Source organism: Dyella sp. 2YAF14, assembly GCF_052114725.1.
GTDB lineage: Bacteria > Pseudomonadota > Gammaproteobacteria > Xanthomonadales > Rhodanobacteraceae > Dyella.
Genome location: NZ_JBFRFH010000007.1, coordinates 18,631 through 44,716, shown reverse-complemented (window position 1 = coordinate 44,716; position 26,086 = coordinate 18,631). Strand labels below are relative to the sequence as shown.

24 protein-coding genes are annotated in these 26,086 nt (G+C 61.1%); 16 read left to right on the top strand and 8 right to left on the bottom strand.

Annotation, left to right across the window (positions count from 1 at the left end; translation table 11 throughout):
• Window positions 1–32: 32 nt before the first annotated feature.
• Entirely contained in the window at window positions 33–884 is an 852-nt protein-coding gene (locus AB4Y82_RS12375; protein WP_441611313.1) for an alpha/beta fold hydrolase, read from the bottom strand.
• 85 nt (window positions 885–969) lie between these two features.
• Entirely contained in the window at window positions 970–1,659 is a 690-nt protein-coding gene (locus AB4Y82_RS12370; RefSeq protein ID WP_441611312.1) for an alpha/beta fold hydrolase, read from the bottom strand.
• A gap of 154 nt (window positions 1,660–1,813) precedes the next feature.
• Between AB4Y82_RS12370 and AB4Y82_RS12365 the strand changes: the two genes are divergently transcribed.
• From AB4Y82_RS12365 to AB4Y82_RS12345, 5 genes are all read left to right on the top strand, one after another.
• Window positions 1,814–2,446, top strand: coding sequence for a CGNR zinc finger domain-containing protein (locus tag AB4Y82_RS12365; RefSeq protein WP_441605313.1), 633 nt, complete (start codon window positions 1,814–1,816; stop codon window positions 2,444–2,446).
• Window positions 2,447–2,578: 132 nt separating this feature from the next.
• On the top strand, window positions 2,579–3,001 hold the full coding sequence (locus tag AB4Y82_RS12360; RefSeq protein WP_441605314.1) for a VOC family protein: 423 nt from the start codon (window positions 2,579–2,581) through the stop codon (window positions 2,999–3,001).
• Complete coding sequence (locus AB4Y82_RS12355; protein WP_046972055.1) at window positions 2,998–3,222, top strand: DUF3820 family protein; 225 nt, start codon at window positions 2,998–3,000, stop codon at window positions 3,220–3,222. Before AB4Y82_RS12360 ends, AB4Y82_RS12355 begins: the two co-directional genes overlap by 4 nt.
• 154 nt (window positions 3,223–3,376) lie before the next feature.
• The gene (locus AB4Y82_RS12350) at window positions 3,377–5,632 is read left to right on the top strand and encodes a winged helix-turn-helix domain-containing protein (protein ID WP_441605315.1); all 2,256 of its coding nucleotides are present in this window, start codon (window positions 3,377–3,379) and stop codon (window positions 5,630–5,632) included.
• Between the two features lie 400 nt (window positions 5,633–6,032).
• A complete protein-coding gene (locus AB4Y82_RS12345; RefSeq protein WP_441605316.1) occupies window positions 6,033–6,563 on the top strand; it encodes a DUF3455 domain-containing protein in 531 nt (176 codons plus the stop codon).
• Between the two features lie 186 nt (window positions 6,564–6,749).
• Here the strand turns inward: AB4Y82_RS12345 and AB4Y82_RS12340 are convergent, their stop codons facing one another.
• From AB4Y82_RS12340 to AB4Y82_RS12330, 3 genes are all read right to left on the bottom strand, one after another.
• Window positions 6,750–6,905 carry a hypothetical protein gene (locus AB4Y82_RS12340; RefSeq protein WP_441605317.1) on the bottom strand — a complete coding sequence of 52 codons (156 nt, stop codon included), beginning with the start codon at window positions 6,903–6,905 and terminating at the stop codon, window positions 6,750–6,752.
• 245 nt (window positions 6,906–7,150) lie between these two features.
• The gene (locus AB4Y82_RS12335; protein WP_441605318.1) at window positions 7,151–7,996 is read right to left on the bottom strand and encodes an alpha/beta hydrolase; all 846 of its coding nucleotides are present in this window, start codon (window positions 7,994–7,996) and stop codon (window positions 7,151–7,153) included.
• A gap of 309 nt (window positions 7,997–8,305) precedes the next feature.
• Window positions 8,306–9,448: an acyltransferase family protein gene (locus AB4Y82_RS12330; RefSeq protein WP_441605319.1), complete on the bottom strand. Its 1,143-nt coding sequence runs from the start codon at window positions 9,446–9,448 to the stop codon at window positions 8,306–8,308.
• Between the two features lie 140 nt (window positions 9,449–9,588).
• Between AB4Y82_RS12330 and AB4Y82_RS12325 the strand changes: the two genes are divergently transcribed.
• Window positions 9,589–10,107 carry a DUF4262 domain-containing protein gene (locus AB4Y82_RS12325; protein WP_441605320.1) on the top strand — a complete coding sequence of 173 codons (519 nt, stop codon included), beginning with the start codon at window positions 9,589–9,591 and terminating at the stop codon, window positions 10,105–10,107.
• Between the two features lie 307 nt (window positions 10,108–10,414).
• Here AB4Y82_RS12325 and AB4Y82_RS12320 read toward each other — a convergent pair whose 3' ends face one another.
• From AB4Y82_RS12320 to AB4Y82_RS12310, 3 genes are all read right to left on the bottom strand, one after another.
• Window positions 10,415–12,193 (bottom strand): S53 family peptidase, encoded by a 1,779-nt coding sequence (locus tag AB4Y82_RS12320; protein WP_441605321.1) that lies wholly within the window; start codon window positions 12,191–12,193, stop codon window positions 10,415–10,417.
• A gap of 895 nt (window positions 12,194–13,088) precedes the next feature.
• Window positions 13,089–13,865, bottom strand: coding sequence for a ferredoxin--NADP reductase (locus AB4Y82_RS12315; RefSeq protein WP_441605328.1), 777 nt, complete (start codon window positions 13,863–13,865; stop codon window positions 13,089–13,091).
• A gap of 109 nt (window positions 13,866–13,974) precedes the next feature.
• Window positions 13,975–15,357 (bottom strand): NAD(P)/FAD-dependent oxidoreductase, encoded by a 1,383-nt coding sequence (locus AB4Y82_RS12310; protein WP_441605322.1) that lies wholly within the window; start codon window positions 15,355–15,357, stop codon window positions 13,975–13,977.
• A gap of 118 nt (window positions 15,358–15,475) precedes the next feature.
• Between AB4Y82_RS12310 and AB4Y82_RS12305 the strand changes: the two genes are divergently transcribed.
• From AB4Y82_RS12305 to AB4Y82_RS12260, 10 genes are all read left to right on the top strand, one after another.
• Window positions 15,476–17,026 carry an alpha/beta fold hydrolase gene (locus tag AB4Y82_RS12305; protein WP_441605323.1) on the top strand — a complete coding sequence of 517 codons (1,551 nt, stop codon included), beginning with the start codon at window positions 15,476–15,478 and terminating at the stop codon, window positions 17,024–17,026.
• A 271-nt stretch (window positions 17,027–17,297) separates the two neighbouring features.
• On the top strand, window positions 17,298–17,633 hold the full coding sequence (locus AB4Y82_RS12300) for a hypothetical protein (RefSeq protein ID WP_441605324.1): 336 nt from the start codon (window positions 17,298–17,300) through the stop codon (window positions 17,631–17,633).
• A 78-nt stretch (window positions 17,634–17,711) separates the two neighbouring features.
• Window positions 17,712–18,146 carry a hypothetical protein gene (locus tag AB4Y82_RS12295; RefSeq protein ID WP_441605325.1) on the top strand — a complete coding sequence of 145 codons (435 nt, stop codon included), beginning with the start codon at window positions 17,712–17,714 and terminating at the stop codon, window positions 18,144–18,146.
• A 658-nt stretch (window positions 18,147–18,804) separates the two neighbouring features.
• The gene (locus AB4Y82_RS12290) at window positions 18,805–20,502 is read left to right on the top strand and encodes an Hsp70 family protein (protein WP_441605326.1); all 1,698 of its coding nucleotides are present in this window, start codon (window positions 18,805–18,807) and stop codon (window positions 20,500–20,502) included.
• A complete protein-coding gene (locus tag AB4Y82_RS12285) occupies window positions 20,499–22,085 on the top strand; it encodes a hypothetical protein (RefSeq protein WP_441605327.1) in 1,587 nt (528 codons plus the stop codon). Before AB4Y82_RS12290 ends, AB4Y82_RS12285 begins: the two co-directional genes overlap by 4 nt.
• Before the next feature lie 1,060 nt (window positions 22,086–23,145).
• Entirely contained in the window at window positions 23,146–23,676 is a 531-nt protein-coding gene (locus AB4Y82_RS12280) for an energy transducer TonB family protein (RefSeq protein WP_441605684.1), read from the top strand.
• Between the two features lie 308 nt (window positions 23,677–23,984).
• A complete protein-coding gene (locus AB4Y82_RS12275) occupies window positions 23,985–24,428 on the top strand; it encodes a hypothetical protein (RefSeq protein ID WP_441605683.1) in 444 nt (147 codons plus the stop codon).
• Between the two features lie 246 nt (window positions 24,429–24,674).
• On the top strand, window positions 24,675–25,046 hold the full coding sequence (locus AB4Y82_RS12270) for a hypothetical protein (RefSeq protein WP_441605604.1): 372 nt from the start codon (window positions 24,675–24,677) through the stop codon (window positions 25,044–25,046).
• A gap of 142 nt (window positions 25,047–25,188) precedes the next feature.
• Window positions 25,189–25,680, top strand: coding sequence for a hypothetical protein (locus tag AB4Y82_RS12265; protein ID WP_441611310.1), 492 nt, complete (start codon window positions 25,189–25,191; stop codon window positions 25,678–25,680).
• Window positions 25,681–25,726: 46 nt separating this feature from the next.
• The gene (locus AB4Y82_RS12260) at window positions 25,727–25,993 is read left to right on the top strand and encodes a CPCC family cysteine-rich protein (RefSeq protein WP_441605606.1); all 267 of its coding nucleotides are present in this window, start codon (window positions 25,727–25,729) and stop codon (window positions 25,991–25,993) included.
• Window positions 25,994–26,086 lie beyond the last annotated feature (93 nt).

Here is a 26,086-nt window from a genome sequence, read left to right as displayed (position 1 = left end):
TGTGCTCCTGGCGTCAGTGTTCCCACGCCATCTCAGGCGAAGAAGCTGCGGATGGCCTGGGCGATCTCGCGCGCATGGGTTTCCAGCGCGAAATGGCCCGTCTCGAAAAAGCTCACCTGTGCCTGCGGGATATCGCGCTTGAATGCCTCAGCGCCCGGCGGCAGGAAGAACGGATCGTGGTTGCCCCACACTGCCAGGAAGCGCGGCTGGTGCTGGCGGAAATACGCCTGGAAGGTGGGGTAGAGCGCCACATTGCTCTGGTAGTCGAGGAACAGATCCAGTTGCACGTCATGAGCGCCTTCGCGTGCCAGGTAGTAGTTGTCCAGCGCGATGCCATCGGGCGACACCAGCGACTCATCCGGCACGCCATGGGTGTACTGCCAGCGCGTGCTCTCCGGTGCAAGAAAGGCGCGCAAGGCGTCGCGGTTCGCCGCGTTCGGGTTTTCCCAGTACGCACGAATGGGATTCCAGCCCTCGCTCAGGCCTTCCACGTAGGCATTGCCATTCTGCGAGATGATGCCGGTGATGCGTTCGGGATGTTTCACCGCGAGACGAAAGCCCGTGGGCGCGCCGTAGTCGAATACATAGACGGCGTAGCGGTCGAAGCCGATTACTTCGGTGAAGCGATCGATCACGTCAGCGAGATGATCGAAGGTGTACTTGAACTGCTCGCGCGGCGGCATGTCCGACAGGCCGAAGCCCGGCAGATCGGGAGCAACGATATGGAAGTCGTCGCTGAGCAGGGGAATCAGATCGCGAAACATATGGCCCGAGCTCGGGAATCCATGCAGCAGCAGCAGCTTGGGCTTACCCGGAGTGCCTGCTTCACGATAGAAAATATTGAAGCCGTCGGCCGACGCGGTGCGATAGTGAATGTGTGACATGGCAATGCTCCTTCGATAGGGATGACGTTGCAGCGGGGGATGGCATCAAGGCGCCAGATGAGTCGTTGAGTGATTCGTCGGTGAGTCAGGCGGTGTGTCGCACGGCATCGGCGATCAGTTCCGCGACCGGCAACGGCGCCGTGACGCTGGGCAGGTGATCGACGGGAAGAATCGTGGTGTGCGCATGCATGCGCTCGGTGATGAAGCGCTGCGTTTTCTCGGGAATCATGTGGTCGTGCTGCGCCACCAGATACCAGGCCGGCACCTTCTTCCATAGCGGTCGTCCCACCGGCACGGTAATCGCCGCTGGCGAGATGGGGCGCTGCGACGCGGCCAGCGCCTGCTGTTGTTGCGCCGTGGCGTGCTGCGCGAACGCGGTGGCAAACGCCTCCGCCGGCAACCAGAACAGGCCGTCCTGACCCGGCGCCAGCGCGGGTGCCTTGTCGTCGTGCGGATAGCGGTTGAACACCTCCGCGACCGTCTCGCCCTCGTCCGGCGCCAGGCCGGCGATATAGACCAGCGCTGCCACTTTGGGGCTCTGGGTAGCGGCGATCACCGCACCCGCATAGGCGTGCCCCACCAGTACGACCGGCCCGGGGATGCGCTCGAGCACGTCGTCCAATGCCGCGACATCGCCGGCCAGGGACAGCAGGGGCAAACTCACCGTAACCGTATCAATGTGCTTTGAGCGGAGTAGTTTGACCACCCCGTCCCAGCTGGACGGATCCGCCCAGGCCCCGTGAACCAGCACTACCGTCTTTGCTGTCGCGTTCATTTGTGCCCACTCCCATGAGGTTTGATGACGAAGAAACCTGAACTGCTGGCTTGAGATTTAAGTAACCGCCTCAACTTCGGTTTGGAGGTTATGATCGTCAATGTAACTTGTCAAGCACTTTTTAGCCGGTTACCTTTGGCCGCAGGAGAACCCCATGTCACAGCCCATGCCCGCTCTATTCCTGGCCGATTCGCTCGGACTGGATTTCCTCAACTCCGTGGCCACGCCGGCGGACACGCCGGTCGATTGGCTGGCAGACGGCGAAGGACTGTTGCGTTGGCTCGCGCAGGCGCAGCTGGTGCCCGCCGAGGTGTTGCGGTCGGCGCGTGAGCGCGCGATCCCCGGGGAGATCGATCGGCTGGCCGGGCAGGCGAGGGCGCTGCGGGAGTGGTTCCGTGGTTTTGTTCGCCAGCACAAGGGGCGTGCGTTGCAGCCCGCCGATCTGGCGGCGCTTGAGCCGCTCAATAGCCTGCTCAAGCGCGACGAGCGCTACAGCGAAATCGTTGCCGGGTCGCATGGCGAGTCGATGGTGTTCACGCTCGCGCAGCAGCGGCGCTGGAATTCATCCGACGCCTTGCTGCTGCCGATTGCCGAAGCGATGGCGCGCCTGGTCTGCGATGAAGACTTTGCCCACGTGAAAGCTTGCGAAGGCCCCACCTGCACCTTGCTCTTTGCGGACCACACACGCGGTCATGCCCGTCGCTGGTGCAGCATGGCGCTGTGCGGCAACCGCGCGAAACAGGCCGCGCATCGGCTTCGCCAGAAGTCTTCAGCGGGAGCTGCGTAGTCGCCTCAGCGTCACGTTGAGCGGCAAGATGGCCTGCCTTCGCCAGGCCATCGGTTTCACGCGAAACTTTGGGAGTTTGTGAAACCGCCGCGTGGTGGTAATAAGGCCGGGCCCTTATCGCCGAGCGTCACCATGCACGACCTCCCGCCGTTCCATCTCGCCTTTCCAGTCACCTCGCTGGCGAACGCACGCGCGTTCTACGGCCAGTTGCTCGGTTGTCCCGAAGGCCGATCCAGTGACAGCTGGGTGGATTTCGATTTCTACGGCCATCAGATCGTGGCCCATCTGGCGCCCGAAGAGACGCGCGCTGTGAGCGCGCATGACGTGGATGGCGACGACGTGCCGGTGCGCCACTTTGGGGTTGTCCTGTCGATGGACGACTGGCATTCGCTCGCCCAGCGCCTGGAAGCCAGCGGAACGCGCTTTGTCGTGGCGCCGCACATCCGCTTCAAAGGCCAGCCCGGCGAGCAGGCCACCCTGTTCCTGCTTGATCCCTGCGGCAATGCACTGGAGTTCAAGGCCTTCGCTGATCGCTCGCAGTTGTTCGCCCGATGAAACCCGAAGACCTGCAGCGACTGGTCACCATGAGCATGCCCTATGGCAAATACCAGGGTCGCCTTATTGCCGACCTGCCTGGCGCCTATCTCGCCTGGTATGCCCGCAAGGGGTTTCCGCCCGGCGATCTGGGCAACTTGCTCGCGCTGGCGCTGGAGCTCGATCACAACGGCCTCAAGCCCCTGCTCGATCCGCTGAGGAAGCCGCGGCGGGACCGCTGAGCCACGCGCCCGCCGCATTAGTTGCAGCGCAAACTTGTTGGCCCGCGGAATGTTATTGCGCAGACAACGAAATCCACACCTGAGCCACACCGAGGCTTGCGGCTGACTTGGTGTAACCTGAACCAGTCGGGGCGCGGCGACGGAGGTCGACCCAATGACTGCAGAGACCGCCTCTGCTGCGTGGATTGCGTTCGGTACGGTCGAGATCGATACCCTGGGCCATCGCTTGTTTGTCGATGGCGAAGAGGTCGGGCTCGAGCGCAAGGCGTTCGCCGTGCTCGTGCTGTTGGCACGAGAGCCTGGCCGTGTGCTGAGCCGGGATGAAATTCTCGACGAGGTCTGGGGCCATAGCCACGTAACACCCGGCGTACTCAGCCGCGTCATCGCGATGTTGCGTCATGCGCTCGGCGAGAGCGGCGACGAAAGCCGCTATCTGCACACCGTGCATGGCGTCGGCTTTCGACTCGATGCCCAAGTGCGGTCAGCCGCATCGCGTGAAGAGCTGATGGTGGACAGGCCATTGCCGGCCTCCGCACTTGCGTTCGTACCGCCCCGCGCCAGCGACGCCGGCGCGCCACCAGTTGCGACGGATGCGAGTCCGGCAGCACCTGAGGAGACTGATAAGCCACGTCGATTTGGCCGGCTGGTTGTCGTCGCGGTCGCGGTGCTGCTCGTCGCGGCGGCCCTGCTGTTCGGCGGCCATCAAATCGCGCGTCGTCCCGCAGACGCGTCGGCGGCGGTCGATCTCAAATCCGTTGCAGTGCTTCCCTTTGAGAATCTAAGCACCGATCAAGGCAACGCCTACTTCGCCAGCGGCATGCAAGACATGATCCTGACCGAGCTGGTGGGCATCGGCGGGCTCAAGGTGATCTCGCGCACCTCGACCGAAAAGTACCCGAGCCATCCGGAAGACGTGAAAACCATCGCGCGAGAACTGGGCGTGGCGACCTTGCTCGAGGGCACGGTGCAGAAGGTTGGCGATCAGGTGCTGATCAACGTGCAGTTGATCGATGCAGCCAGCGGCAATCATCTCTGGGCGAAAGCCTATACACGCACGCTGGACGATGTCTTCAATGTGGAAGGCGAAGTCGCGCAGAACGTAGCGGAGGCGCTGAAGGTACGGTTGACCTCGGCTGAGACGGCGCGCATCGATGCCGCGCCAACCTCCAACGCGGCAGCCTACGATCTGTATCTGCAGGCCGGTGCGCATGCCAACCGCGCCTACGATGATCCCGTGCTGTCATCGACCGAGTTGCCCGTGGCGATCTCGCTGTATCAGCAGGCCTTGGAAAAGGATCCGCACTTCGCACTGGCCGCCGCCGCGCTGGCGCGCGCCAACATGCAGATGTATTTCTTCGGACCCGATCGCACGAATGAGCGACTGGTCGAGGCGAAGACTGCCGCCGATCGCGCCCTGACGCTGCAGCCGAAACTGGGGCAGGGACATTACGCACTGGGCCTGTATCACTACTGGGGGCATCGGGATTACGTCGCTGCCACCAACCAGCTTGAGCTGGCCCGGCAGGCGTTGCCCAACAGCGCCACGGTTGAACTGCTTATCGCCGCGGTTGCCAGGCGGCAGGGACGCTGGGACGAGGCGGTGTCGCTCTTTCGCTCGGCCACTGTGCTCGATCCCCATAGCGAATTTGCGTTCAACCAGCTTGGCGTGACTTATCAGAGCATGCATCGCTATGCGGATGCCGACCGGGCTTATGCCTCTGCTCTCGCATTGAGTCGCAATCCTGCCGGTGCGCGTGTGACGCTGGCCTTCAATACGCTGATGTGGAAGGGCGATCTGGCCCCGCTGCGTGCCGCGCTGGCAGCGCTGTCGCCGGGGAGCAACGCCTACGCCGGCAACGTCATGGGCATGTATTTCGAGCGTTCGCTGGCACGCGATTATGCCGGGGCGATCAAGATTGCCGAGGCGGACAAGAACGAGGACTGGGACGATCCGGACAATATTGTCTTGCCACGGCGCCTGTATATCGCCTGGGCCGCGCAGTCGGCCGGAGACACGGCCAAGGCGACCGCGGGATATACCGCGGTGGCTGAGAAAGCGCGCGCCGCCCTTGTCGAGCGACCGGAAGACCCGGATCTGCATCTCGCCCTGGGATTTGCCTATGCCGGCCTCGGGAAAAAGGCCGAAGCCGTCGCGGAGGGCGAGCGTGCCGTCGCCTTGATGCCGGTCACCAAGGATGTACTCACCGGCGCGGACATGCTTGCCTGCCAGGCGCAGCTCTATATGCGAGTGGGCCAGCACGACCAGGCCATCGCCTTGCTCGATCGCGTGCTGTCGATGCCGACGGGCGGCATTTTGTCGGGTGCGTCGCTGCGGGTCGATCCGATCTGGGATCCACTGCGCGATGAGCCAGGCTTCAAGGCGCTGCTGCAGAAGTATCCGAGCGGCTAGCCAACAGGCGTGGCGCAATCGTATGAAACGTCGGCCTTGAACCAGGCCGCCAGCATCGATGCAAGCTGCATTTAACTTGCGTCGTCACGTTATCGATCAAGCTCTGACAACCTAAGTCGCAAACCGCGGCACCTATCTGTCTCCAGGCAACGAGGAAATGACATGAGCAAGGGTATGGATTCAAAGAAAAGCGACAAAAAGAAGCCGGCCAAGACCATGAAGGAAAAGAAGGCGGCCAAAGAGGAAAAGAAGCGAGCCGCCAAGTAGAACCTCGCCATCGCAACCTTTCCGTATCACCTCTGCCTCGACGCGGGGCTCACTGCGTCGAGCGCCGTCGTTTGACCCGGAGTGGCTCCGTTGAGGGGCGGATGCGGAATCATCACCTTAGTCAGGACAAGTCATGATCGCGAAGACCGCAAGCGGATGGGTGGCGGCTATTGTATGGCTGATCGCCGGTGCATCGGCCTCTCAGGCGCAGGAAGCAGTACCTGCTGCGCTGCAGCCGCCCGCCGGCTATACCGTGGCATTCACGGCCAAGGCCACCGGCGTTCAGATCTACACCAGCACGATCGAAACGGGCTCGCCACCGAAATGGACTTTTGAAGCACCGCTGGCCGAACTGACGGCTCCCGGCGGCGTGATTCATCACTATGCCGGCCCCTCATGGGAGGCCGCCGACGGCAGCAAGATCGTGCGCGACAAGGATGCGCCGGTTGCCACCGTACCCGCGAAACAACCCAACGCGGATATTCCCTGGCTGCTCATCAAGGTGACGCCTAACGCCACGCCCGGCATCTTGAGCAAGGTGGCCTATGTTCAGCGCGTTTCAACCGCCGGCGGCGCCGCACCCTCCGCACCGCCCGCCAACGCCGGCACCAAGGTCGGCGTTCCGTACACGGCAACCTATGTGTTTTACGTCAAATCAAATTGATGTCCAGTGCGGCGTTGTTCCTGCGGGTTGATCCTGGACCCGTTGCGTAACAGCCGCAGGCCACGCGAGGGCAACCAGGATGCGCTTTCGACATGCCGGAACTCCTTAAACTGTCGTCTTTCGATCTGATGCAGATAACGTAGGCCGAGCTTCCATGGCAAGGAGCAAGGGTCCATGAAGAGGTGGTCACCAACCGGCGGTGTCTTCGCTATCGTGTTTCTCGCATTCGCGATCCGATGCCTGGTTTCCATCGGGCGCGGCGATGGCGATCCGCTGTGGATACTTCAGTTTCTGACGTTGCCAGTTTCTTACTTGCTGGTCTTTCTCAGTGGTCACGTCCACGCCCTTTTCAATTTGTCCGACGACGTCGTGGGGTGGTCGGCCGCCATACTGGACGTCCTTTGGGGAGTGCTGATGTACTACTTCTTTGGATGGCTTCTGGAGCGGCCGCTAAGGCGCTAGCCATTGGCCCCATGGGTCGGTGCATGTCCGCTTTCCGATCTGCTTCGAACCGGATGCGGATGATTCGTCGCCCGAACACAGGTGATTTCCAACGCTCGATGCGCGCCTGGATTGGCGGGCATCGACTATGGCGCCTGGTGCGGCTGTTGAGCCGGCAAGTCCTTCATATCCGAAGTGACCACCGGTTCGGCAGGTCTGAGCCACTTGGCAAAGAAATGACCTACGCGCTCCTTGTAGCGATCTGCGCCATATCGAAAAAGGTCGACATGCTGGGCGCCATTGACGACCCACAACTCTTTAGGGTCGGCAGCCGCGGCGTACATCGCCATGGATTCATCAAGGTGCGTGTGACGGTCTGAACTTCCCACGATGAGGAGCTTTGGCACGTCAACCTTGGCAATGTGGTCAATCGGCCGCAGCTGCTCTGCCTTGATGCCGGTTCTCCAGGCGAGTGACTTCAGAAGCAGGGGTGACAGCCAGGCCCCTCCTTTCAGATGGATCAGGAGACGGTCGTATACGGCTTTATCGATGCTGGGATAGACCTGCTCCAACACCATGGCATCGACGTGCAACGGTGGGCTCGCCAACAAGCTGGCCGCGCCTCCCATGGAAGTCCCGATGACGCCGATACGTTCAAGCGGCAGCCGTGAACGCAAATAGGTAACGGCGGAGACGGCGTCGTCTGATTCGCGCAGCCCAAAAGTAATCCACTGGCCGGAGCTTTCCCCCGCAGCCTGGAAATCAATCAAAAGCACGGAATATCCAAGCTCATGGAGCCACCTCGCCCGTGGCAGCATCGCCAGTCGGTTGGCGCGCACGCCGTGGAGTAGCAGGACGGCGCCGCGACCGGGCGTGCCGGCTACGAACCATCCGCGCAGCGTCGCTCCCGAAAGGCTTTGGATAGATATGCTTTCGAACGGGAGGTCAGTCGGCGCTGCGCCGATGGACTCCCTTTGCGGCGAGATGAGCATGCCCTCCGCCATCCAAGCTGCGGATGCCACCAGCAAAGCCAGTGCGACGCATCCGCAGGCCGCGATCCGTCTCCATCGGCGTATGGCCATAGCGCTCTCTTCGCAGCTGATGTGGTCGGCGGATTGCCAAACCACAGGCTAGCGCGCACCTATGCATAAATCGGGCGTTGCCAAGGCCGCAAATCTGGCGGGCCAGAAAGTGGCGTTTCCCGGAAAAGCGTCCGCCGCTGACCCAGGGCGGAGCTGACTCAATCAGTAGCAGATCGAAGGACCAAGCCTTCGCCATCAGCGCGCTCGCAACGCGTTCATTTATGTGCCGCCGACCCCAGTGACAGGCAAAGGCACTCCTATGCGCCGCCGCTGATCGCGCAGGACAAGAAACGGGCGCTCGACGAGATAGTGCAAAAGAGCTGCTGCCGTGATGGCCACGAGCACGCAGCAAGCGAAGGTGATGATGCCGCGGTGATTGAGGTCATCCGGAAGATGCCTTGAAGCCAGCTTGAGCATCGCCTTGTGGCTCAGGTAGATGCTGTAGGAGGTGGTCGCAACCCAGGCGGTACCGGGCAACCTGATTCTAGCGAGGAGGCTGGCGGGACTTGCGGCGGCGGCAACGATCAGGGCGATGCCTGCTGACAGTATCGGGAAACCGAAGACGCAGGCTGCGAAGGTGAGGATGTCCCGGAAAATCCAGGCCGCGAACAAGACCAAGGCCAATCCAAGAAGCGCGAGCATATCGGGGCGTCGTTGCAGGCGCTCCCATGGCGATGCCCGGTAGACGCTCAGGATCGCCAGGCCAACGCCGCACAGCAATCCATCCAGGCGTGCGTAGGTGGGGTAGTAGATGAGCTCCATATAGCGTCGCCCGTCCATCTCCCACACACCACTGCCGCCCGCGTCAGGCGTTGCGGATTGCCACCAGGCGAATGCGCGCCACGCGATGCCTGCCAGCATCAGGCCAAGCATCACGATCGTCACGTGCTTCGCTCGCAAGCGGTGCGCCATGGCAAGCACCGCGATCGGGAAGATGAGATAGAAGTGCTCTTCCACGCACAGTGACCAGGCCGATGAGAACGCGTGCAGTACACGCTGGTCGACAAACAGGTTCATGGTGAAGGTGAGGAACTGCCAGAGCGGCTGGATCGCCGTTTGCTCCCGCAGGTTGGGCACCAAGAAATAGAGCGCCACTACAGTCAAATAGGCAGGAACAATGCGGTAGGCCCGCTGCCGGTAAAAAGCCCGCAGGTCCACTCCATCACCGCGCTTGTGGCGAAGGAGAACCTGTCGGCCAATCAGGTACCCGCTGAGGACGAAGAACAAGTCAACGCCCATCCAGCCGTATTCCTCGATCCAGCCAAATCCGTAGCCCATGCCGCCGACAATCCATGCATGCGTGCAAAGGACCGACACGATCGCGACAGCGCGCAGCAGATCCAGGCCTGGTAGACGATGCATGGGGTTCCTCCCTGAAATGGCGGGGAAGCATAGCTACTTTTCAGGCGGGCCTGCGGCTGGGTCTTAGTGCACGCATCTCAGGATGCCGTGGTTGCCCGTCAACCCAGAATTGTCGTGGCGCATTGCGGAGGATGGGGCCGTTGGGCAAGCTGGGAATGCCAGCTGCCGCGCCGAAGCGGACTATTCCCCGTGAGAACTGGATGGAGATGACGACGATGGATCGAGCCGAGAAGAAGTGTCTTGACGACATCGAAAAGTACGGCTGCCACATCATCCATGTGTTTGAGGAAGATGAGTTGCCGCCTTTCAGCTATTCCGTTGGCTTGGAACGCTCCATAGGGCGCCCGGAGCTGATCATCATCGGCCTGCGGAGAGAGTTGGCTCACTACATGATCAATGAGTACTGCGCCAGAGCGCGTGCTGGCGAGACGTTCAGTCCTGGGATGCGTGCTCAAGGTTTCCTGGATGACTTCGACTGCGAGTTCCGCACGGTGAGTCCAATCCACTACGAGCAATACACGGGCTGGGATATCTGGCTCTATGGAGGAACCAACTTTCGACTCCTCCAACTCGTATACCCATCCACCACGGGCGCCTGGCCTTGGGATGAAGACAGTGGTGAGGCGTTTCAGGCCTGGCAACCTGTGCTTGAAACCTAGCGCTATGGCAAAGTCCGCTTCCCGCCCAGAGCGGACGCGGTGCTTGAGGCTTCTAGAGGCCAGGAAAGGGCGCGACTGATGCCGAATTTCCTGGGCTTATGCGTTTCCCGCCCGGGTGGGAAAGTTTGGGTCTCTGTCCCGACGAACTCGTTGCGCGAGAGAAGCGCATGCACGCCCACATGGGGGTGGTCTTCTTTCAGCAGCACCTGTGAAAGGTGCAGCGCGAAGCGAAGCGCCATGACCGTCACTCCGAAAAGGATGGCCGAAGGCGGCTGACATCCGCCTTCGGCATCCGATCTGGTCTTGCTTAGTGTGTAGCGGTATTGAAGCCGGGTGTGGCGGTGATGAAGCTGCTTGCCGCCTGGATGTCGATGCTGCCCCAACCAGTGGCGTTGTCGCGACCGGCGACGGCGGAGTAGTAGCCGTTGTTGCCCGTCGTTACGTCGTGGAACGGAAACTGGCTGGCGTAGGCATACAGCGCCGGGGCGGCGAAGCCCAGGCCATTGTTGTTCGCCGATTCAAGTCGTGCCCACACGCCGACAAAAAGCGGGGATGCCAGGCTGGTGCCGCCGTTCAAGTAATAGCCGGACTGGCTGATGCCCGAGGTTGAGCTCGCCGTGAAGTAGACGATGATCGGCGAGTTGGTCCAGTCCGCGTCAAAGGCCACGTCCGGCACGGTGCGATGTGCATAACCGCTCGGCTGCCAGCTCGGCGTGGCTTCCGATGCACTCACGCCGCCACCGCTGTACGGCCAGGAGGCTTCCGAGACGTAGCTATCAGTTGAGGAGGTGTTGAGCGTGGTGCCGCCCACGGCAACCACGTACGGCGAGCTCGCCGGGTAGTTCACCGAAAGCTGCGTGGTGCTGCCATAGGCGCCGTTCTCCGGCGCACTGCCATTGAGCGGGCAAGGATAGGAACCGTTGTCGCCGGTGGCGGCCGAGAAAGTCTGTCCCTGGGTGACGCCCAGCGCGAAGGCCGAATCGGCAAAACCCGGCGCGCCATCGCACTCCGGAAGACCCCACGACATGTTGAGGACCTTCGCGCTGTTGTCGCTTACGGCTCGGTTGATCACCTGCAGCAGTCCGCTGTTGGAGGCGCCACTCGATCCCGTGCGCGAGCTGTAGGTGCCGCCGTCCGTATAGAAGATCAGCTTCTGAAGGCTGCCGGCTGCGCCAACGATCGCCTGCGCGTCCATGCCCCACTCGCCCTGGCCGCTGTCGTCCTTGCTGGTCGTGGTGACGGTCGACACGATCGAGGTCGGCACCGCGGTAATTCCCTGGCCGCTTTCGAACTTGGTCAGGTCGGTCTGCGCATTGGTCATGCTGCCCCAGCCAAGCACCGCCACGGTTGTATTGCTGGCCGTCGCGGTCGTGCCGGCGTCATAGACGGTCGCAAACTCCTGCGGGTAGTAGGCATGGGCTGCCGAATTGCCCGTCGTCGACACCACCGTATAAGCGGGCTTGATCTGCGATCCGGGCACCGAGAAAACGCGGGCCTGATGCAGGGTGTTGAAGCCCAGCACCTGATCCACGGTCTGGCTCAGCGCCGCCGGCACCTGCACGTCGCTGGTGTTGGCGATGCCATCCTTGCCGTGGCGCGTGTAATGGCCGATCGCTGTCCGGAAAGCATTGCGTGCTGCGCCAACGGTGCCATCGGCGGTGACCAGCAAGCGGTTCGGCGCGATCTCGATGTTGGTGAAACCCTGCTGCGCGAGATAGTCCGCAACGGACTTGGCTTGCTCCTGAGTGGGCGCAAAGAGCTCGGTACTGTCCTTGCTGCTCAGGAACTGATGATAGGACGGGCTGCCCTGACGGAAGAGTTCTCGCGTGAAATCCTGAAGAACGTCCTGGTTACGCAGCTTCAGCGACACGGTGATCGACACTGGCTCCTGATCGGCGGCATAGCCCTGAAAGGCGGCGTCGCCGGTATAGGGAACGTGGGTGCGGGTAACAGTCCACGACGACGCGTCGGCGCCAAACGCGGATTGCGCCACAAGGGCGCCCTGGATGCCGAGCGTCAATGCCAAAAGGCTCATCACGCGTCCGCCGATGAACAGGCGCGAGCCGCCTTTGCTTTCGTTTTTCATGCGCAAGAACTCCCCAATGATTGGATGACAGGCCCACATGGGCCGATGCAGCCAAAAAACGCAAACACAAACCCGGGCCATGGCGATGTGCGAATCGCCTTGGCTGCGCTGTGGAATACGGAATGCAAGAGAAGGCAGTACGGCTGCCTCGAGCTCTATGCGCTGGCTGTCCTTTTTTTATAGGGAAGTCGCGTCACTGGAAGTGTGACTACGTTCTCGTTGCGTGGCGCAAGAATATGCTGACGCGTGCCTGTCGTCGGCGTCGATGGCTGCACTCTCACATGGCCATCCAGATGGCTATCTGGTTTTTGCAGGATACCTGCCATCGCTGGTACCAAGCGCCGATGCCCGTATGGATTGGGGCATCTGCGCAACCGCAGCGCCCTTGCTTGCACCGTTGCGGCGACTGGCGGATAGCATCGGCGTAGCGTTCCCTGCCGTGCGAGATCCAAGTCTCCACGCGCAACTCGGGTGCGGTGCTATTCATTGGGTGCGCGTAACACCGGGAGCACGCCGTCGGATCTCTGCGGGCCCGCCGTTGGCCATTCGCACGACAAAGCAAGCGATGCCGCCCAGTACGGCGCCAAGGCGGGCGGGCAGCCGAGCCGTCGGCCAACAACGAGCACTACCGCACCCAGCAACGCTGCGCTTGCATAGATGTTCGCAACCAGCACCATGGGCACCCGCAGCTTCTGGGTCGGGTTGATCTGGGAGTTGCTCTTGTGGGGAGCATTGGCCTATGTATTCCTAAGGCTGTTGGCTCACCTGGAGTGACTGTTCACGTTGCGGCTGTTGGGCTCGTGTGGCATCCACACACCATCTCCGGGGGCTGGGTCTGGGAAATCCGGCACAGCGTGCACTCGGCCCGGCTTTGCGACCATTGTTTTGATGCTTTCTACTTCTCGACAAAAGCGCGCTCGATAACGTAGTCCCCCGCTTGGCCGACACGCGGGCTGATCGTGAAGCCGCGAGCATCGAGCAGGTCGCGTGTGTCCTTGAGCATTGCCGGGCTGCCGCAGATCATCGCGCGGTCGGTTTCCGGGCTGAGCGGGGCCAGGCCGATGTCCTGGAAAAGTTGGCCGGACTCGACGAGGTCGGTCAGGCGTCCGCGGTTGCGGTACGGTTCGCGCGTGACGGTCGGGTAATAAATCAGCTTCTCGGCGATCATCTCACCGAGCCATTCGTGCTGCAGCAATTCCCTGGTCAGATAGTCCTGGTAGGCCAGTTCGCTCACGGTGCGCACGCCGTGCAGCAGTATCACCTTTTCGAATTTTTCGTAGGTCGCGACGTCGCGAACGATGCTCATGAAGGGTGCCAGACCTGTGCCGGTGGCGAACAGGTAGAGGTTCTTGCCGGGCAGAAGATCCCTGATGACCAGCGTACCCGTGGACTTCTTACTGACGAGGATGTCGTTGCCCGGACGCAGGTGTTGCAGACGCGAGGTCAGTGGGCCGTTGGGCACCTTGATGCTCAGAAACTCGAGGTCTTCCTCGTAGTTGGCGCTGGCAATCGAGTACGCACGCATCAGCGGCGCCCCCTCAATCTCGAGGCCGATCATCGCGAAGTGGCCATTATCGAAGCGCAGCGCCTCGTCCCGTGTCGTCGTGAAGGAAAACAGCGTTTCGTTCCAATGACGAACGCTCAGGACCCTTTCAGTAGTGAAGGCAGTCATCTTGATGGGCGTCGTTGATGAGGTGGCGTTGAGTCGTTTTTTGCCATGGCGGGCGCCATCGTGGCGACCACGCCAAGGCGACTGCACCGAGCCATACCGTGTTGTCCGGTCATGACGATGCGCCATGCTGCTCTGCTGTTTCAGTTGCTGGCGAGGTAGTCGAGAACGCACGCATGAAGTTGCCAAGCCAGACTCGCCTGGCAATCGCGGGGCGCAGCAGTGATGACGGCGGCATCATCAGGTTCACGACTTTCAAAAACGTTGTCGCCAGCGTGCTGTCTTCCATCGCGGCAAGATGAAGCTTGTCGATGTACCAGTTGATGAAGCGCAGCATTGGCGTGCGCGCGCCCTTGACTCGCTGATTGCGCAGGTCGCTTCCGACCGCGATGTGCCACGGAATGTCCACGATCGTCGCGGCCGCCTTGAAGAACCGGCGCGCGAGATTTTTTGTGCCCGCGCTTAGACACTGTTGCAGCATCAAGGCCTCTTGGGCAGCAACGGTCATGCCCTGGCCGTAGATAGGGTTGAAGCTGCAGAAGGCGTCACCATACACCAGGTAGTTGCCGGGGAAGCGTGAGAGCTTTTCATACCGCCGGCGCTGGCTTTCGGCGTAGCGGTAGCGATTGAATCCACTCAGCGGCTCGCCGCGAGCGACGATGTCGTGCATCTCCATCGTCGGCAGTGTCGCCAGATAGGCGAGAAAGCCTTGATCATCGTCGGGCGCGTCATCGCCGAGAAAGCCGCCGGTGCTGATGGTCCAGCTGTCGTTCTCCTGCGCGAGCATGACGCCATTGCGCCAGTTCGGCGCACTGCCGGCGACGACGATGCCGAGCTTGCCGCCCAGCTCGCCTGGGCGACGTCGATAAGTACGAGTCATGTAGCAGATGCCGATATGGACCCTCTCCTGGGCGGGAGGCAGGTAGCCCAGCTGCTGGAGCCACGCCGCGCTTGATGAGCCGCGGCCAGTCGCATCGATGACAAGGTCCGCATGGATGGTTTCCTCCGGTTTGCCTCCGACGCGCGCGCTCACACCAATCACACTTTTGCCGGCGGCGTCAGCGACAAGGCCCCGGACAGAGCAATTCTCGATGGCGCAAACGTTCGGGAACGCCAGCAGTCGTCGGCGCAAGTGGCCCTCGAGCAAGGGGCGGCTCGCGAGCAAGCCGTCAAGGTCGCTCTTGCCGTTAGCCAGCCTGACATTGCGGCCGATCCAGATCACATCGTTCGCAACATCACCGATCAACCCGCCGCTCTGCGCCACGACCTCGGCGTTGTATCCCGGGAAGAACGCCTCGAGTACCTCGCTTCCGCGCGCCAGCAAACCGTGCGTATGGCGACCTTGCGGCACGCCCTTGCGCGGCGTGTCTGCCGCAGGAAACGCATCGCGTTCAAGCACGGTGACGGTGGTGTAGAAATCCGCCAGTGCGCGGGCGGCCAGAAGCCCACCCATGCTGGCGCCGATCACGATCGCATGCTCGCCCAGATTTTTCATGGCAATCCTCCGTTTCAATGGGTCGCGATGAATCCGGCAACCATCGCTTGCACGGAATGCTAGGATTGCCCCGTCCCCTGAGCGTCCCCTGGACGCCGTCACTGAGGGTCGCCTCGCCATGGCTCTGCTCAGAGTGCAGACGCTTGGATTTCCCGAGATACGTCGAGATGGCCGGCCATGTCCGCTGGCCTTGCGCAAAGGCCTTGCGCTGCTGGTCTACCTGGCCGAAACGAAGGGATCCGTCGGACGCGATGTCGTCGCCACGATGTTGTGGCCGGAAGGTAGCGAAGAGGTAGTGCGGGCGCGCTTGCGGCGCCTGTTGCATCACCTCCAGCGCACGCTGGGCGACGAGGTTCTCACCATCGACCGATCCACGGTGCGATGGTCGGCGACGATCGACCTGCAGGTGGATTCCCATCGATTCGAGCAAGCCTGTGACGATGGCCAGTTCGAGCGTGCGTGCGGACTCTACTGCGGTGACTTTCTTGAGGGCTTTACGCCTGGCGATTGCCCACAGTTCGACGAGTGGGCCTTCTTTCGTCGCGAGGCCTTGCGGGGCCGGTTGATCCAGGCGCTGGAGCGGCTGGTGCAGGATAAGCATGCAGCAGGCGACTATGCGGCTGCGGCCATGCATGCTGGCCGTCTGGTCGAGTTCGACCCGCTCAGCGAAGTGTACGGCCGGCACCTCATCCGCAGCCTCTTGCTCGCGGGCGACCGGGCCACCGCCCAGCGGCATTTCGAGGCCATGCGGCAGCGCCTTCACGACGAGCTCAACGTGGCTCCCGAATGGGAGACCCGTGCGCTGCTCGATGCCGGCACAACCTTGCCCAGCGAGAACCCGCCGTCAACGCGCTACGTCAGCGGTGAGGGCGTCCATCTCGCTTTCCAGACCTACGGCACGGGCCGCTTCGATATTCTGTTGTTGCCTGGTTTTGTGTCTCACGTCGAACGGGTGTGGGAGGAGCCCCGGTGTCGGGCGTTCCTGTCGTCACTCGCCGGGATGGGGCGTCTCGTCTTGCTCGATCGCCGGGGCGTCGGGCTGTCGGACAGGGTCGGCTTCAATCCCAGTGTCGAGGCCACCGCGCAGGACATCGGCACGGTGCTCGACGCCGCCGGCAGCCGCCGGGTCGTGTTGTTCGGCGCGTCCGAGGGTGGACCTGCATGCATCAAGTTTGCCGTCGACCATCCTCATCGCGTCGCCGGACTCATTCTGTTCGCCTCGCTGGCCAAGGGTGTCGCAACGCCCGACTACGGCCACGCGCTTCAGGCCAGCCAATATGAAAGATGGCTGCAGCACCTCATCGCAGGGTGGGGTGGACCTGCGGGTATCGAAACCTTCGCGCCGAGCCTGTCAGGCGATCCGCAGGCCAGGGCCTGGTGGGCAGGCTTGCTGCGGGCTGCGTCGAGCCCGGGCGCCATCAGGGGCGTGCTCGATACGTTGCGCGATATGGATGTGCGAGACCTGTTAGACCGAGTTGCCGTGCCGACTCTGGTGCTGCACCGTCACGACGACCGCGCGGTGCGCGTGGGCGCCGGACGGCACCTCGCCGGCCATATCGCGAAAGCGCGATTCGTTGAACTGGAAGGCGCCGATCATTGGCCCCATGCGGGCGATCAACAACCCGTCCTGGAGAACATCAAGCAATTTGTGGGCAACCTTGCTGTGTAGTTGCGAACCGCGGATAACAGGACGCGAGCTTCGGCGCAGTGCAAAGGCAGCGTCCAGAACCCGCCAAATGCAGGCCCGCGGAACCTGACACAGGCGATCACCTGTGCGTCATGTTTGACGAGCGCCGGCTTGCAACGATCAGGATGCGCAATCAGGGCGAGGGCCAATGTCTGTTTCCGGCCCAGAGCGGGCACTGATGTCTGAAGTATCCACTTTCTCCCAAAGTGAGCCTGGTTTATAAAAGCGACGTTCATCGAAAGGAAGCCGGGGCATGAGCAAGGATGCCGATCAGAGGGGAGCGTGGGACGAGGTCATGGCCCATGACCTGCCAGGAAAACTGCTACTGGTGGGACTCACGTTCACGGACATCGGGGGCAAGCCCGAGCGACAGGAGCAGTTCTGGGGGCGTGTAACTTCAGTTGCCCAGGATGCCGGCATCACACTGGCACTGCAGGGTAGTCGTGACGGAGAGTCTTTCAATCTCCCGCCAGACATGCGATCCATCGAGTCTGCTCCGCCGGGTGAGTACCACCTTCGGTCGACAGGGGAAGTCGTTACAAATCCCGACTACACGATAACCTTCTTCATCCAGCCTGGTGAGCGTTGAGTCTGCTGCGTGCGGTGGGTCGGCTTGCGATCCAAAGCGGACTCAACTTATGGAGCTGAACTACCAAGGAGGGTGCCTGTGAACGTTGCGCAGCTCATCGCGATCGCCTTGGGACTGGTGGCTGCAAACACGGCAGTGTTCGTATTTGCACTCAATCCGGGCATGACGAATGGTTTCTTCTTCGGTGGATTGCTTTTCTATCTGCTCGCGCAGTTGCCGCGCTCATGGAGCGGGTTGGCAATAACCATGCGTGAGTGGGGCGACAAATGGCGGGAGTGGCTGGGGCCCAACAAAGCGGTCGTCTCACATTCAGGGGAACGTCGTCTTGCTGCGCACCGTTCCATCGCCGTTCTCAGTCTGTTTCTGTTGTTCGGTTTGCTGTCGATGTGTGTTCGATCGCAAGAATCCAAACATGCTGTAACGACGGATCTGTCCTGCCTGCTTGGCATGTGGTTTGGATTTCTGACCGGCTACCTCGTCGTCATGGGTCGACGTGAATCACCACCGCGATGAGTTATCTCCAGCGAGCGTATGCCCGGGATTTGGTCAGCAGGGGCGAGGCAGGCTGGCCATGTCTGCCTTCGACGCAAAGCAGTCACGATGGTCGTGCAAATTGCAGTGCCATCGGGGCATAACCTTTCCAAGGAAGGAGGGCTTGGTGAACTTTGTTCTTGGTTGCCTGGGGATGGTCGTCTTCACGGTGTTGCGGCATAAGCAGCTCGGCTGGGCGTCTGTTGCCAAGTATTGGCTCGGATGGATGGCGGGAACTCTTGTTTTTGCCTACGTGTTGCGCACGGAAATAGGTGCCGGGGTTTACTGCTGGTGCTTTGTCCTCTATGCATTTACGCGGAGCTAGCGGCTGTTGCCGCCTCAGTGTGCCTCCCGTTTCCGGACTCCGACGGAATCAGATCCGATCCTGTCGTCTTGAGCTGAAAGGTCTGCTGCGCTCGGCAGCGGGTGATCGAGCCTCGGGGTCATGCCCTGGCCGGGTCGGCATCCGCGTCCGGCCCAGCGTCGTCGTCGGTCGTGCAACCACCATCTGGCCGATGGCCGGCTCCGCTGGCGTCAACCCCAAGCTGGCAGGAGGTCGTGCGTATGCGCGCCCTGCTCGCTGCAAACCGGCCACTGTTCGATTATCCTCATGGCGATATTCAACCGAAGGGGCGGTTGCATGATCGTAGGGATCGATTTGGGTACCACGCACTCACTTGTCAGTGTGTGGACACCGGAAGGACCACAGCTGATTCGCAACGTGCATGGCAGCTTCCTTACGCCATCCGTGGTCGGCATAGGCGACGACGGCGCCGTGCTGGTCGGTGCGGCGGCACAATCACGACTCGTGACGCACCCTCATCTGACGGTGGCCGCGTTCAAGCGCAGCATGGGGTCCGATCGGGTATCGCAGATCGGAACCCATCGGTTCCGCGCGGAAGAATTGTCCGCCTTGGTGCTCAAATCCTTGATCGCCGACGTACAAACGGAAACGGGCGAACAGGTCACCGAGGCCATCATCAGCGTGCCGGCCTATTTCAGCGACGCGCAGCGAAAGGCAACGCGCAATGCGGGAGCCCTGGCCGGCATCCAGGTCGATCGGCTGGTCAACGAACCCACGGCAGCCGCTCTGGCTTATGGCCTGGAGAAGAGTGGGGGCGAATCGCGATTTCTGGTCCTTGACCTGGGTGGCGGCACCTTCGACGTGTCGATCCTCGAGTTGTTCGACGGCGTGATGGAGGTGCATGCCACTGCCGGCGACAACTTCCTCGGCGGTGAGGACTTCGTGGGGGTGCTGACGCAGTCGTTCTGCCAGGATCTCAATCTTCGTTACGAATCGCTCGGCCCGAGCGACCGCGCCAAACTTCGCGAGCGGATGGAACGCTTCAAGCGCGACTTATCGCAGGGCGCCATCCTCGATGCACCGGTGGATCTTGAAGCGGGTTCGTTTCGCTGGAGCATCACCGAGCCGGAGTTCGAATCGCGAGCGGCCCTGTTGCTTGGCCGCATGCGCGCGCCGATCGAGCGCGCGATGCGTGACTCCAAGAGCGCGAGCCACGACCTGGACGAGATCCTGCTCGTCGGCGGCGCCTCGCGCATGCCGATGGTCAGCCGTCTGGTCACGCGCATGTTTGGACGTCTGCCGCTGCGCCACATCAACCCGGACGAAGCGATCGCGCGCGGAACCGCCGTCATGGCTGGTCTCAAGGCACGCGCCGAGTCGTTGCGCGAAGTCGTGATGACCGATGTATGCCCCTACAGCCTTGGCATCGAGGTGTCGCACCGTGACGCGACGGGCCACCGTGAGAATGGCCTCTACTCGCCCATCATCGAGCGCAATACCGTGGTGCCGACCAGCAAATCGGGCACGTTCTATCCCACGGCAGACTTTCAGACATCGCTGAAGCTGCGCGTCTTTCAGGGCGAATCGCCGCGAGTGTCGGGCAATATTCTGCTTGGCGAGATCGAAGTGCCGCTGCCCCGCGCCGTCATCAGCGAAAACTCGGTAGACGTTCGATTTACCTACGACATCAGCGGGATCATCGAAGTCGAAGCACGGGTCGTCAAGTCACAGGAGCGCCACAGCCTGGTGATCCAACACCATGCGTCCTCCATGACGCCAGAACAGATCGCCGAACGCCTCGGCGAATTGGCGCATCTGAAAATCCATCCGCGCGACGACCAGGTGAATATGGTCCTCATCGCTCGCGCGGAACGCCTTTACGAAGAGCGGATCGGCGACGTGCGCAGAGTCCTGTCCGAATGGATACAGGCATTTCGGGCCGTACTGGAAAGCCAGGATCCCTTGCGCATTCGAACGGCGCAGAAACAGTTCGGCGATGCACTGGCAAGTGTCGAGGCGGAGTCGATCGTTTGAATCCGGCGTGGTGGACGATTCTTGGCATCGCGCCCACGGACGACGTGCGCTCGGTCAAGCGGGCGTACGCCACACGGCTGAAGGCATGCCGACCGGAGGATGATCCGCAGGCCTTTGCCCAGCTCCGCGAGGCCTATGACGCCGTTCTTTCCCGATTGAAGAGCGCTTCGAAGGAGCCCGTTGCTTATGCTGCCGGCGTGCACTTGGCACACGCCAAGCTCACGTCCGCTGTCCATGAGGAGCGCGTTGAACAATCGGCTGCGGGCCGGAAGCTTGCCGAAGATGCATCCCAGGTGGTCGACAAGGCGGCGCCGGCCGCTATCGTGAGGCCGCTGCCAACCATGCCGGGCGCTCCCCGCGCTCCCTTGCCGCCGCCCGCAACGCGGCTTGCGCCCGACGTGAGCACGACCGGTGCGCATCCGTCGCCACAGCAGGTGGCCGCGAACATTCTGGCGCAGACCAAAGATCGCGATGGCCGGTGGTCGGGATTCGCCATCTGGCTGCATGGCCATGACGCCCTGATCTCCCTGGATTTCAAGGCCGCCACGTCCGAAGCCCTGCTCCGGAAGATCGCTGCCGAAGGCTCCCCGCGCCGCGAAGCGATCGAGGTGCTGGCTCAGTTCTTTGGTTGGGACGACTACAGAAAGCCGGGCGCCCCGCACGTCGCCAGCATGCTCGTCACCCAGGTGCAGCAGCGCGTATCCAAGGACGAATTCGCAAAGTGGCTGGATGCACCGGGCAACCAAAAGAATTCGGCCGCGCGTACCCTAAGAACCGTTCGCAAGTTTGGTGGCGGTAAGCGCGCGTGGATGATGGCGTCCTTGCTGATCAACCGAAGCCGTATCGCGCGGTCGTTCAGGGCGGTCACGTCCACCTACGGCGGGGCGGCGCTGCCTGCTGTCCTGGGCGAAAAGGCGACCAGGTTCTGGTATCGCGCACTCGCGCCGATGCCCAACCTGCTGCAGATGGCCTTGACCATTCCGATGGCAGCCGTGTCTGCCATCCTCATCGCGACGCTGCTGCTGACAGACACCAGCAACGCCCCGATGGTGGCGTTGATAGGGCTGTGGACGGCCATGCTGCTCGCCGCCGCGCTCTTCTTCACCGACTGGTTCGGAATAGCCCTGCGTTCGTGGCAGCTGCGTTGGCATCCAGCCATCCGGCGACGCCTGCATGCTCTGGCGCAAGTGCTGCGACTGGAGAAAGTACCCAGGGAAGCATGGGGCGCAATGGTGCTGGCGGTGTTGGGCGTCGCCGGTTGGAAATGGCCGCCTTCCTTCCCGGACTGGCCGTTTTACACGCTGGTGCTGCTCATGTCGCTTGGCGCCTTCAAGGAACGGCGTGTCATCTATGGCTGCGCCATGGCAGCCCTTGGCGCATGCGCGTTGTCCAAACTCTTTTTCGACAATGGAAAAGTCCCGTTCCTCGCCCTCCTGGTCACGCTGTGGCTTGGTCGATGGCTGCACCAACGATGGACACGAGCGTTTCCACGGTCCAAGGCGAGGCAGGAGACCGTGATTCTCATCGTTGGAGTGACGATCGGACTGACCTGCTTTGTGCTCGCGGGATGGCGCCTCGGGTGACGCCACCGTGCACCGCGCGGCGTTGGCAGAGCCTCGACCGTATTCGGATCACGGGATTACTGGAGGATGAGCTCGGGGCCAGCGGTGAGATTCGGAGTGTGGTGATGTCTGCTTTCGACTGCGACTTCAGCCGGTCGACGCAACACACTATAGACGCGCAAGCGTTAGGAGTGTTGCGTCGACCGGCTGAAGTCGCAACCCAAAGCGGACATGCTATGGAGAGAACGCACGAACTGCCGTGTCAGCGTCATAACAGGAGAAAGGCGATGTTTAGTGTAGGAGGGACGTCACCGAAATCGGCGACGGCGAAGTTCATCTGGTGGTCGATCTTCTCGCTCCTTGTGCTGTCTTTCTTATACGTACTGACAAAAAACCTTGCCTAGGATGAGGCAATGGGTGGTTAGCGTATGTCCGCTTCCGACCCGTAGCGGACGTCACGCATATGCGCATCTAAGCTAGGCAAAGCGTCAGGAGCTTCAGATAGATGATTCCAGTACAGAAGGCCCTGTTTGGAAAAATTGCCGACCGGGAGACGGCCATTGATCTAGCCACCTGGGCCGGTGATTGCTATTTCGGGTGCGCCGCGTTGCTGGCCTTTTTCTGGCTTCTGTTCGCCCCTGGACTGATATTCGCTTTTTCTCTCTTCGCGATTTGCGGCTACTTCACCCGGTTCAAACACAGCCGCACCGGGGCCGTAGCCGGCGCCCTTCTAGGGGTCGTAAGTTTCGTCTTTTGGGCAGGGCCTCTGTCTTTCACCCGAGTCGGGGGCCTGTTGGCATTTACAACTTGGATTGGAACGCGTGGTGCCGTGGCAACCTTCAGGCTAAACGGAAGGTTTCAAGCGCCTGGTCAATGAATTCAGAAACCGCGAGACCGCCCGCTTGGCTGTCTCTCAATGATGCAAAAGACAGATGACAAGGTCCGCTTCCGACCCGTAGCAGACGGATTGCGCGGAGCTCACGGGGTGGGGCTATGCAGTTCAGAGTGGAGTACATAAGGCGCTTCCGACCCGTAGCAGGCGCTGGGTTCCATTGGGATGGCAGCGTCGTGAGGAGAGAACATGGAACTGATCAATGAGATCAAGAGCTCCTTGGTTTTTAGCTGCGCTCTGTGGCTGCTTTCTGCGCAGGTTACTTATGCGCAAGTCCAGTCCGGCCAGACCGCGAGCACTCCAGAGCAAGTGTCGAAAGCTGACAAAGCCAAAGAGCTCGAGCAGCTACGTCAGGAGGTTAAGAGCCGAATGGCCAACTTCCACCCCCGTCGAAGTGACCCCGGGCAGTCAAAGGCTATGGAGGCCTATGCGAATGCTTGGATCGGTCGGGTGCAGGCCGTGGGCAATCGCAAATACCTCGCGATGGCAGCAGGCGATAGGCAATATGGAAGTGTGTTGATTACGGCTGTGGTCAAGCGAGACGGAACGTTGTCTTCCGCCAGCGTTGTGCGATCTTCCGGATTTCAGACGCTAGATGATGCAGCTTTAAAAGCTGTGTATGAGGCTTCGCCATTTGATCCTTTTCCATCGCAAGTTCAGGACATCGACGAGCTCTACATCACAAGAAGTTTTGACTTTGAGCATGGACATGGTGGGTGATCCGCAAAAACGGGGTTGCGCAAAAACGAAGTCAACTTCGTTTAAGCCTTGGCTTTGGGCTCGAGAAGTGAACCTGACCCCGTTTCCGCGGCCCCGATGGCGGGCGGGATTTCGTTGGCGACTACAAGGCGAAAGGGGTCTTCTTTCGACCCAGAGCGGACATCGCTACATTGTCGAAGGCACACAATTGTCAGCAGTTGGCGATCTGGAGTGAGGGGGGATGAAAGGAGCGTGGCGACTAGTGCTGCCGATCTCCTATTGGTGCGATCGCCGACCCCGGCAAGCGCACGGAATGATTGGAGAGAGGGATGAAGATCAACCCGATGTTTTGCATTGTCGCATCTGTTGCGCTGTGGTCGGCAGCGATACACGCGCAAGCGGCGAATGACGCGACTGCTTCTGATGGAGTTTTCGAACAATTGGTGGAAGTGACCAACTTCCTGGACAACTACAGGAACATGGCGGGCGTGGCGGCCGAGGTGTCCGCGGCCAGGGGAAAAGGGAATGATGCGGAGTTCGCTAAGCTCATGGCAAGCGTTGCTCGACATGGCATTTCGGATGTCAAAGGCTGTGTGGCACGAGGGTTCTCAGGGCCACCGATGACACCTCAGGATGCAGCCAACCTGATCAAGACATTCAAGACTCCGATGGGCCAGAAGACCCTGGAGCTTGGGCAGGCCATGCTGATCAATGATGTTAGACATGGCTCCCCCCCAGGGGCCGGATCCTGCTTTTGTCAGTGCACTCACTGACCAGGAGCGCCAAGAGCTGATCAGCATCCGCGAGCAGCCATCCTTTGTTCACTATGGACAGCTCATGGCTAGTGGTGGGTTCCAGCGAAGCATTGGACAATGCCTTATGGCATCCAAGGCGTTTCGGGAGAGCGGCGTCAAAATGTAAGTTCCTCGAACGTCCGCTTTCGACCCGTAGCGGACGCTTTGAAGAATCAACGGGTGGCCAGGTATCTTGGCCAAGCTGGGATAGCCTGAGGGGGCTCAATGAATCGATGGAAGCGGCTGCTACTGTTGATGCTGGTAGGCACGGTCTTCTTCGCAAGGGGCGCTCATTCCGTTGACGCTCCCACACTCAAATGCGATGTGGGTCCGGTGACTAAGCAGTACGGGGGCACCGATTGGCTGGTCTATAGCTGCGAGGACAAAGGATCCTTGGTCATTGTTACGGCTCCAAGTAACCCTGCCATGCCCTTCTACTTCTTCTATCTGCACTCAGATAAGGGTTATGAGCTGCATGGCGAAGGAACTGGAGACAAGCGCTTGACCGATGCGGCGTTCAATGACCTGAAAAACCTGTCTGAAGACCAGATAGCCTCACTCGTGGTCGAGACCCAGAAGGCCTCGATCCACAATTAGTGGATCGACTTACAAAAGGTCCGCTTCCGACCCACAGCGGACCACAGTAGCTCGAGCATATGTATAGAACGCTGGGCCGCCCGAATTGTCTCGGCACCTACCGCTTCACTTTTGGAAGTTTGTTACTGTTGGAGGTGTCCCAATGAGGTACGCAAGCATCCTGTTGCTATCCGCGCTCCTTCTGGCCCAGAACCTATCGGCGCAAACGGCTTTGCCGGAAAGGACGCATGACGGACGCTTCGGAACGCAGTGTTACGCGTGGGGGCGCGATGCCAGTCGTGAATTGTGCAATGTGTCCTTCTATAAGCTGATCGCCACTCCTGAAAAATACGATGGCAGATTAGTCTCGGTGGTGGGCTTTATCGTCAAGACATTTGATCAGGTAGTGCTCTACCCTTCGAAAGAAAGATATGAGGCTGACGTCCCGGTCGAAGGAATCGAGCTCATTGGAACGAGCATGGATCCGGAGGACCAAAAGGTCATGGCCCATCTGAGCCAAGGGCTGGCGCCGGTGATGGTGCTCGCTGTTTTTGATGGCAAGTACGCAGGATCGGGAATTCCGAGGCTTGGCGCATTCAGAAACATCGTCGGTATTCGCTACGTCCCGAGAATTCCTGAGGGCCCCGCACAGTGACGCTTAGGGCTCGAAACAGCCCCTTAACTGATGACGATGGGGAAGTATGAATTCTGCCTGCCCGTGCTGCGGCCACTTCACAATGCCAGAAGACGGTTCGTTCCCCGGCTCGTTCGTGATCTGTCCTGTTTGCTTCTGGGAAGATGACGACGTACAGCTTGGGAACCCCGACTTCGCTGGCGGCGCGAATCGCCCGAGTTTGCATCAGGCCCGGTCTAACTACCGCGCGTTTGGGGCCAAGGACGAGCAGGCGCGGCTCCACGTTCGCTTGCCGAGAGGGGACGAATTGCCGCCTGGTGAGACCCCTGCTTAGAATGCATTAGGTCTGCTTCCGACCCAAAGCAGACGCGTGTTGGCACGAACAAGTTCTCGCGGCGAACTGTTGTGGATCTGCATCTGCCGCCAT

What these genes read in the sequence shown, in the direction of transcription:
- AB4Y82_RS12375 (WP_441611313.1), bottom strand. Translation starts at nt 884, where the DNA reads ATGTCACACATTCACTATCGCACCGCGTCGGCCGACGGCTTCAATATT.
- AB4Y82_RS12370 (WP_441611312.1), bottom strand. Translation starts at nt 1,659, where the DNA reads ATGAACGCGACAGCAAAGACGGTAGTGCTGGTTCACGGGGCCTGGGCG.
- AB4Y82_RS12365 (WP_441605313.1), top strand. Translation starts at nt 1,814, where the DNA reads ATGTCACAGCCCATGCCCGCTCTATTCCTGGCCGATTCGCTCGGACTG.
- AB4Y82_RS12360 (WP_441605314.1), top strand. Translation starts at nt 2,579, where the DNA reads ATGCACGACCTCCCGCCGTTCCATCTCGCCTTTCCAGTCACCTCGCTG.
- AB4Y82_RS12355 (WP_046972055.1), top strand. Translation starts at nt 2,998, where the DNA reads ATGAAACCCGAAGACCTGCAGCGACTGGTCACCATGAGCATGCCCTAT.
- AB4Y82_RS12350 (WP_441605315.1), top strand. Translation starts at nt 3,377, where the DNA reads ATGACTGCAGAGACCGCCTCTGCTGCGTGGATTGCGTTCGGTACGGTC.
- AB4Y82_RS12345 (WP_441605316.1), top strand. Translation starts at nt 6,033, where the DNA reads ATGATCGCGAAGACCGCAAGCGGATGGGTGGCGGCTATTGTATGGCTG.
- AB4Y82_RS12335 (WP_441605318.1), bottom strand. Translation starts at nt 7,996, where the DNA reads ATGCTCATCTCGCCGCAAAGGGAGTCCATCGGCGCAGCGCCGACTGAC.
- AB4Y82_RS12330 (WP_441605319.1), bottom strand. Translation starts at nt 9,448, where the DNA reads ATGCATCGTCTACCAGGCCTGGATCTGCTGCGCGCTGTCGCGATCGTG.
- AB4Y82_RS12320 (WP_441605321.1), bottom strand. Translation starts at nt 12,193, where the DNA reads ATGAAAAACGAAAGCAAAGGCGGCTCGCGCCTGTTCATCGGCGGACGC.
- AB4Y82_RS12315 (WP_441605328.1), bottom strand. Translation starts at nt 13,865, where the DNA reads ATGACTGCCTTCACTACTGAAAGGGTCCTGAGCGTTCGTCATTGGAAC.
- AB4Y82_RS12310 (WP_441605322.1), bottom strand. Translation starts at nt 15,357, where the DNA reads ATGAAAAATCTGGGCGAGCATGCGATCGTGATCGGCGCCAGCATGGGT.
- AB4Y82_RS12305 (WP_441605323.1), top strand. Translation starts at nt 15,476, where the DNA reads ATGGCTCTGCTCAGAGTGCAGACGCTTGGATTTCCCGAGATACGTCGA.
- AB4Y82_RS12300 (WP_441605324.1), top strand. Translation starts at nt 17,298, where the DNA reads ATGAGCAAGGATGCCGATCAGAGGGGAGCGTGGGACGAGGTCATGGCC.
- AB4Y82_RS12290 (WP_441605326.1), top strand. Translation starts at nt 18,805, where the DNA reads ATGATCGTAGGGATCGATTTGGGTACCACGCACTCACTTGTCAGTGTG.
- AB4Y82_RS12280 (WP_441605684.1), top strand. Translation starts at nt 23,146, where the DNA reads ATGGAACTGATCAATGAGATCAAGAGCTCCTTGGTTTTTAGCTGCGCT.
- AB4Y82_RS12275 (WP_441605683.1), top strand. Translation starts at nt 23,985, where the DNA reads ATGAAGATCAACCCGATGTTTTGCATTGTCGCATCTGTTGCGCTGTGG.
- AB4Y82_RS12270 (WP_441605604.1), top strand. Translation starts at nt 24,675, where the DNA reads ATGAATCGATGGAAGCGGCTGCTACTGTTGATGCTGGTAGGCACGGTC.
- AB4Y82_RS12265 (WP_441611310.1), top strand. Translation starts at nt 25,189, where the DNA reads ATGAGGTACGCAAGCATCCTGTTGCTATCCGCGCTCCTTCTGGCCCAG.
- AB4Y82_RS12260 (WP_441605606.1), top strand. Translation starts at nt 25,727, where the DNA reads ATGAATTCTGCCTGCCCGTGCTGCGGCCACTTCACAATGCCAGAAGAC.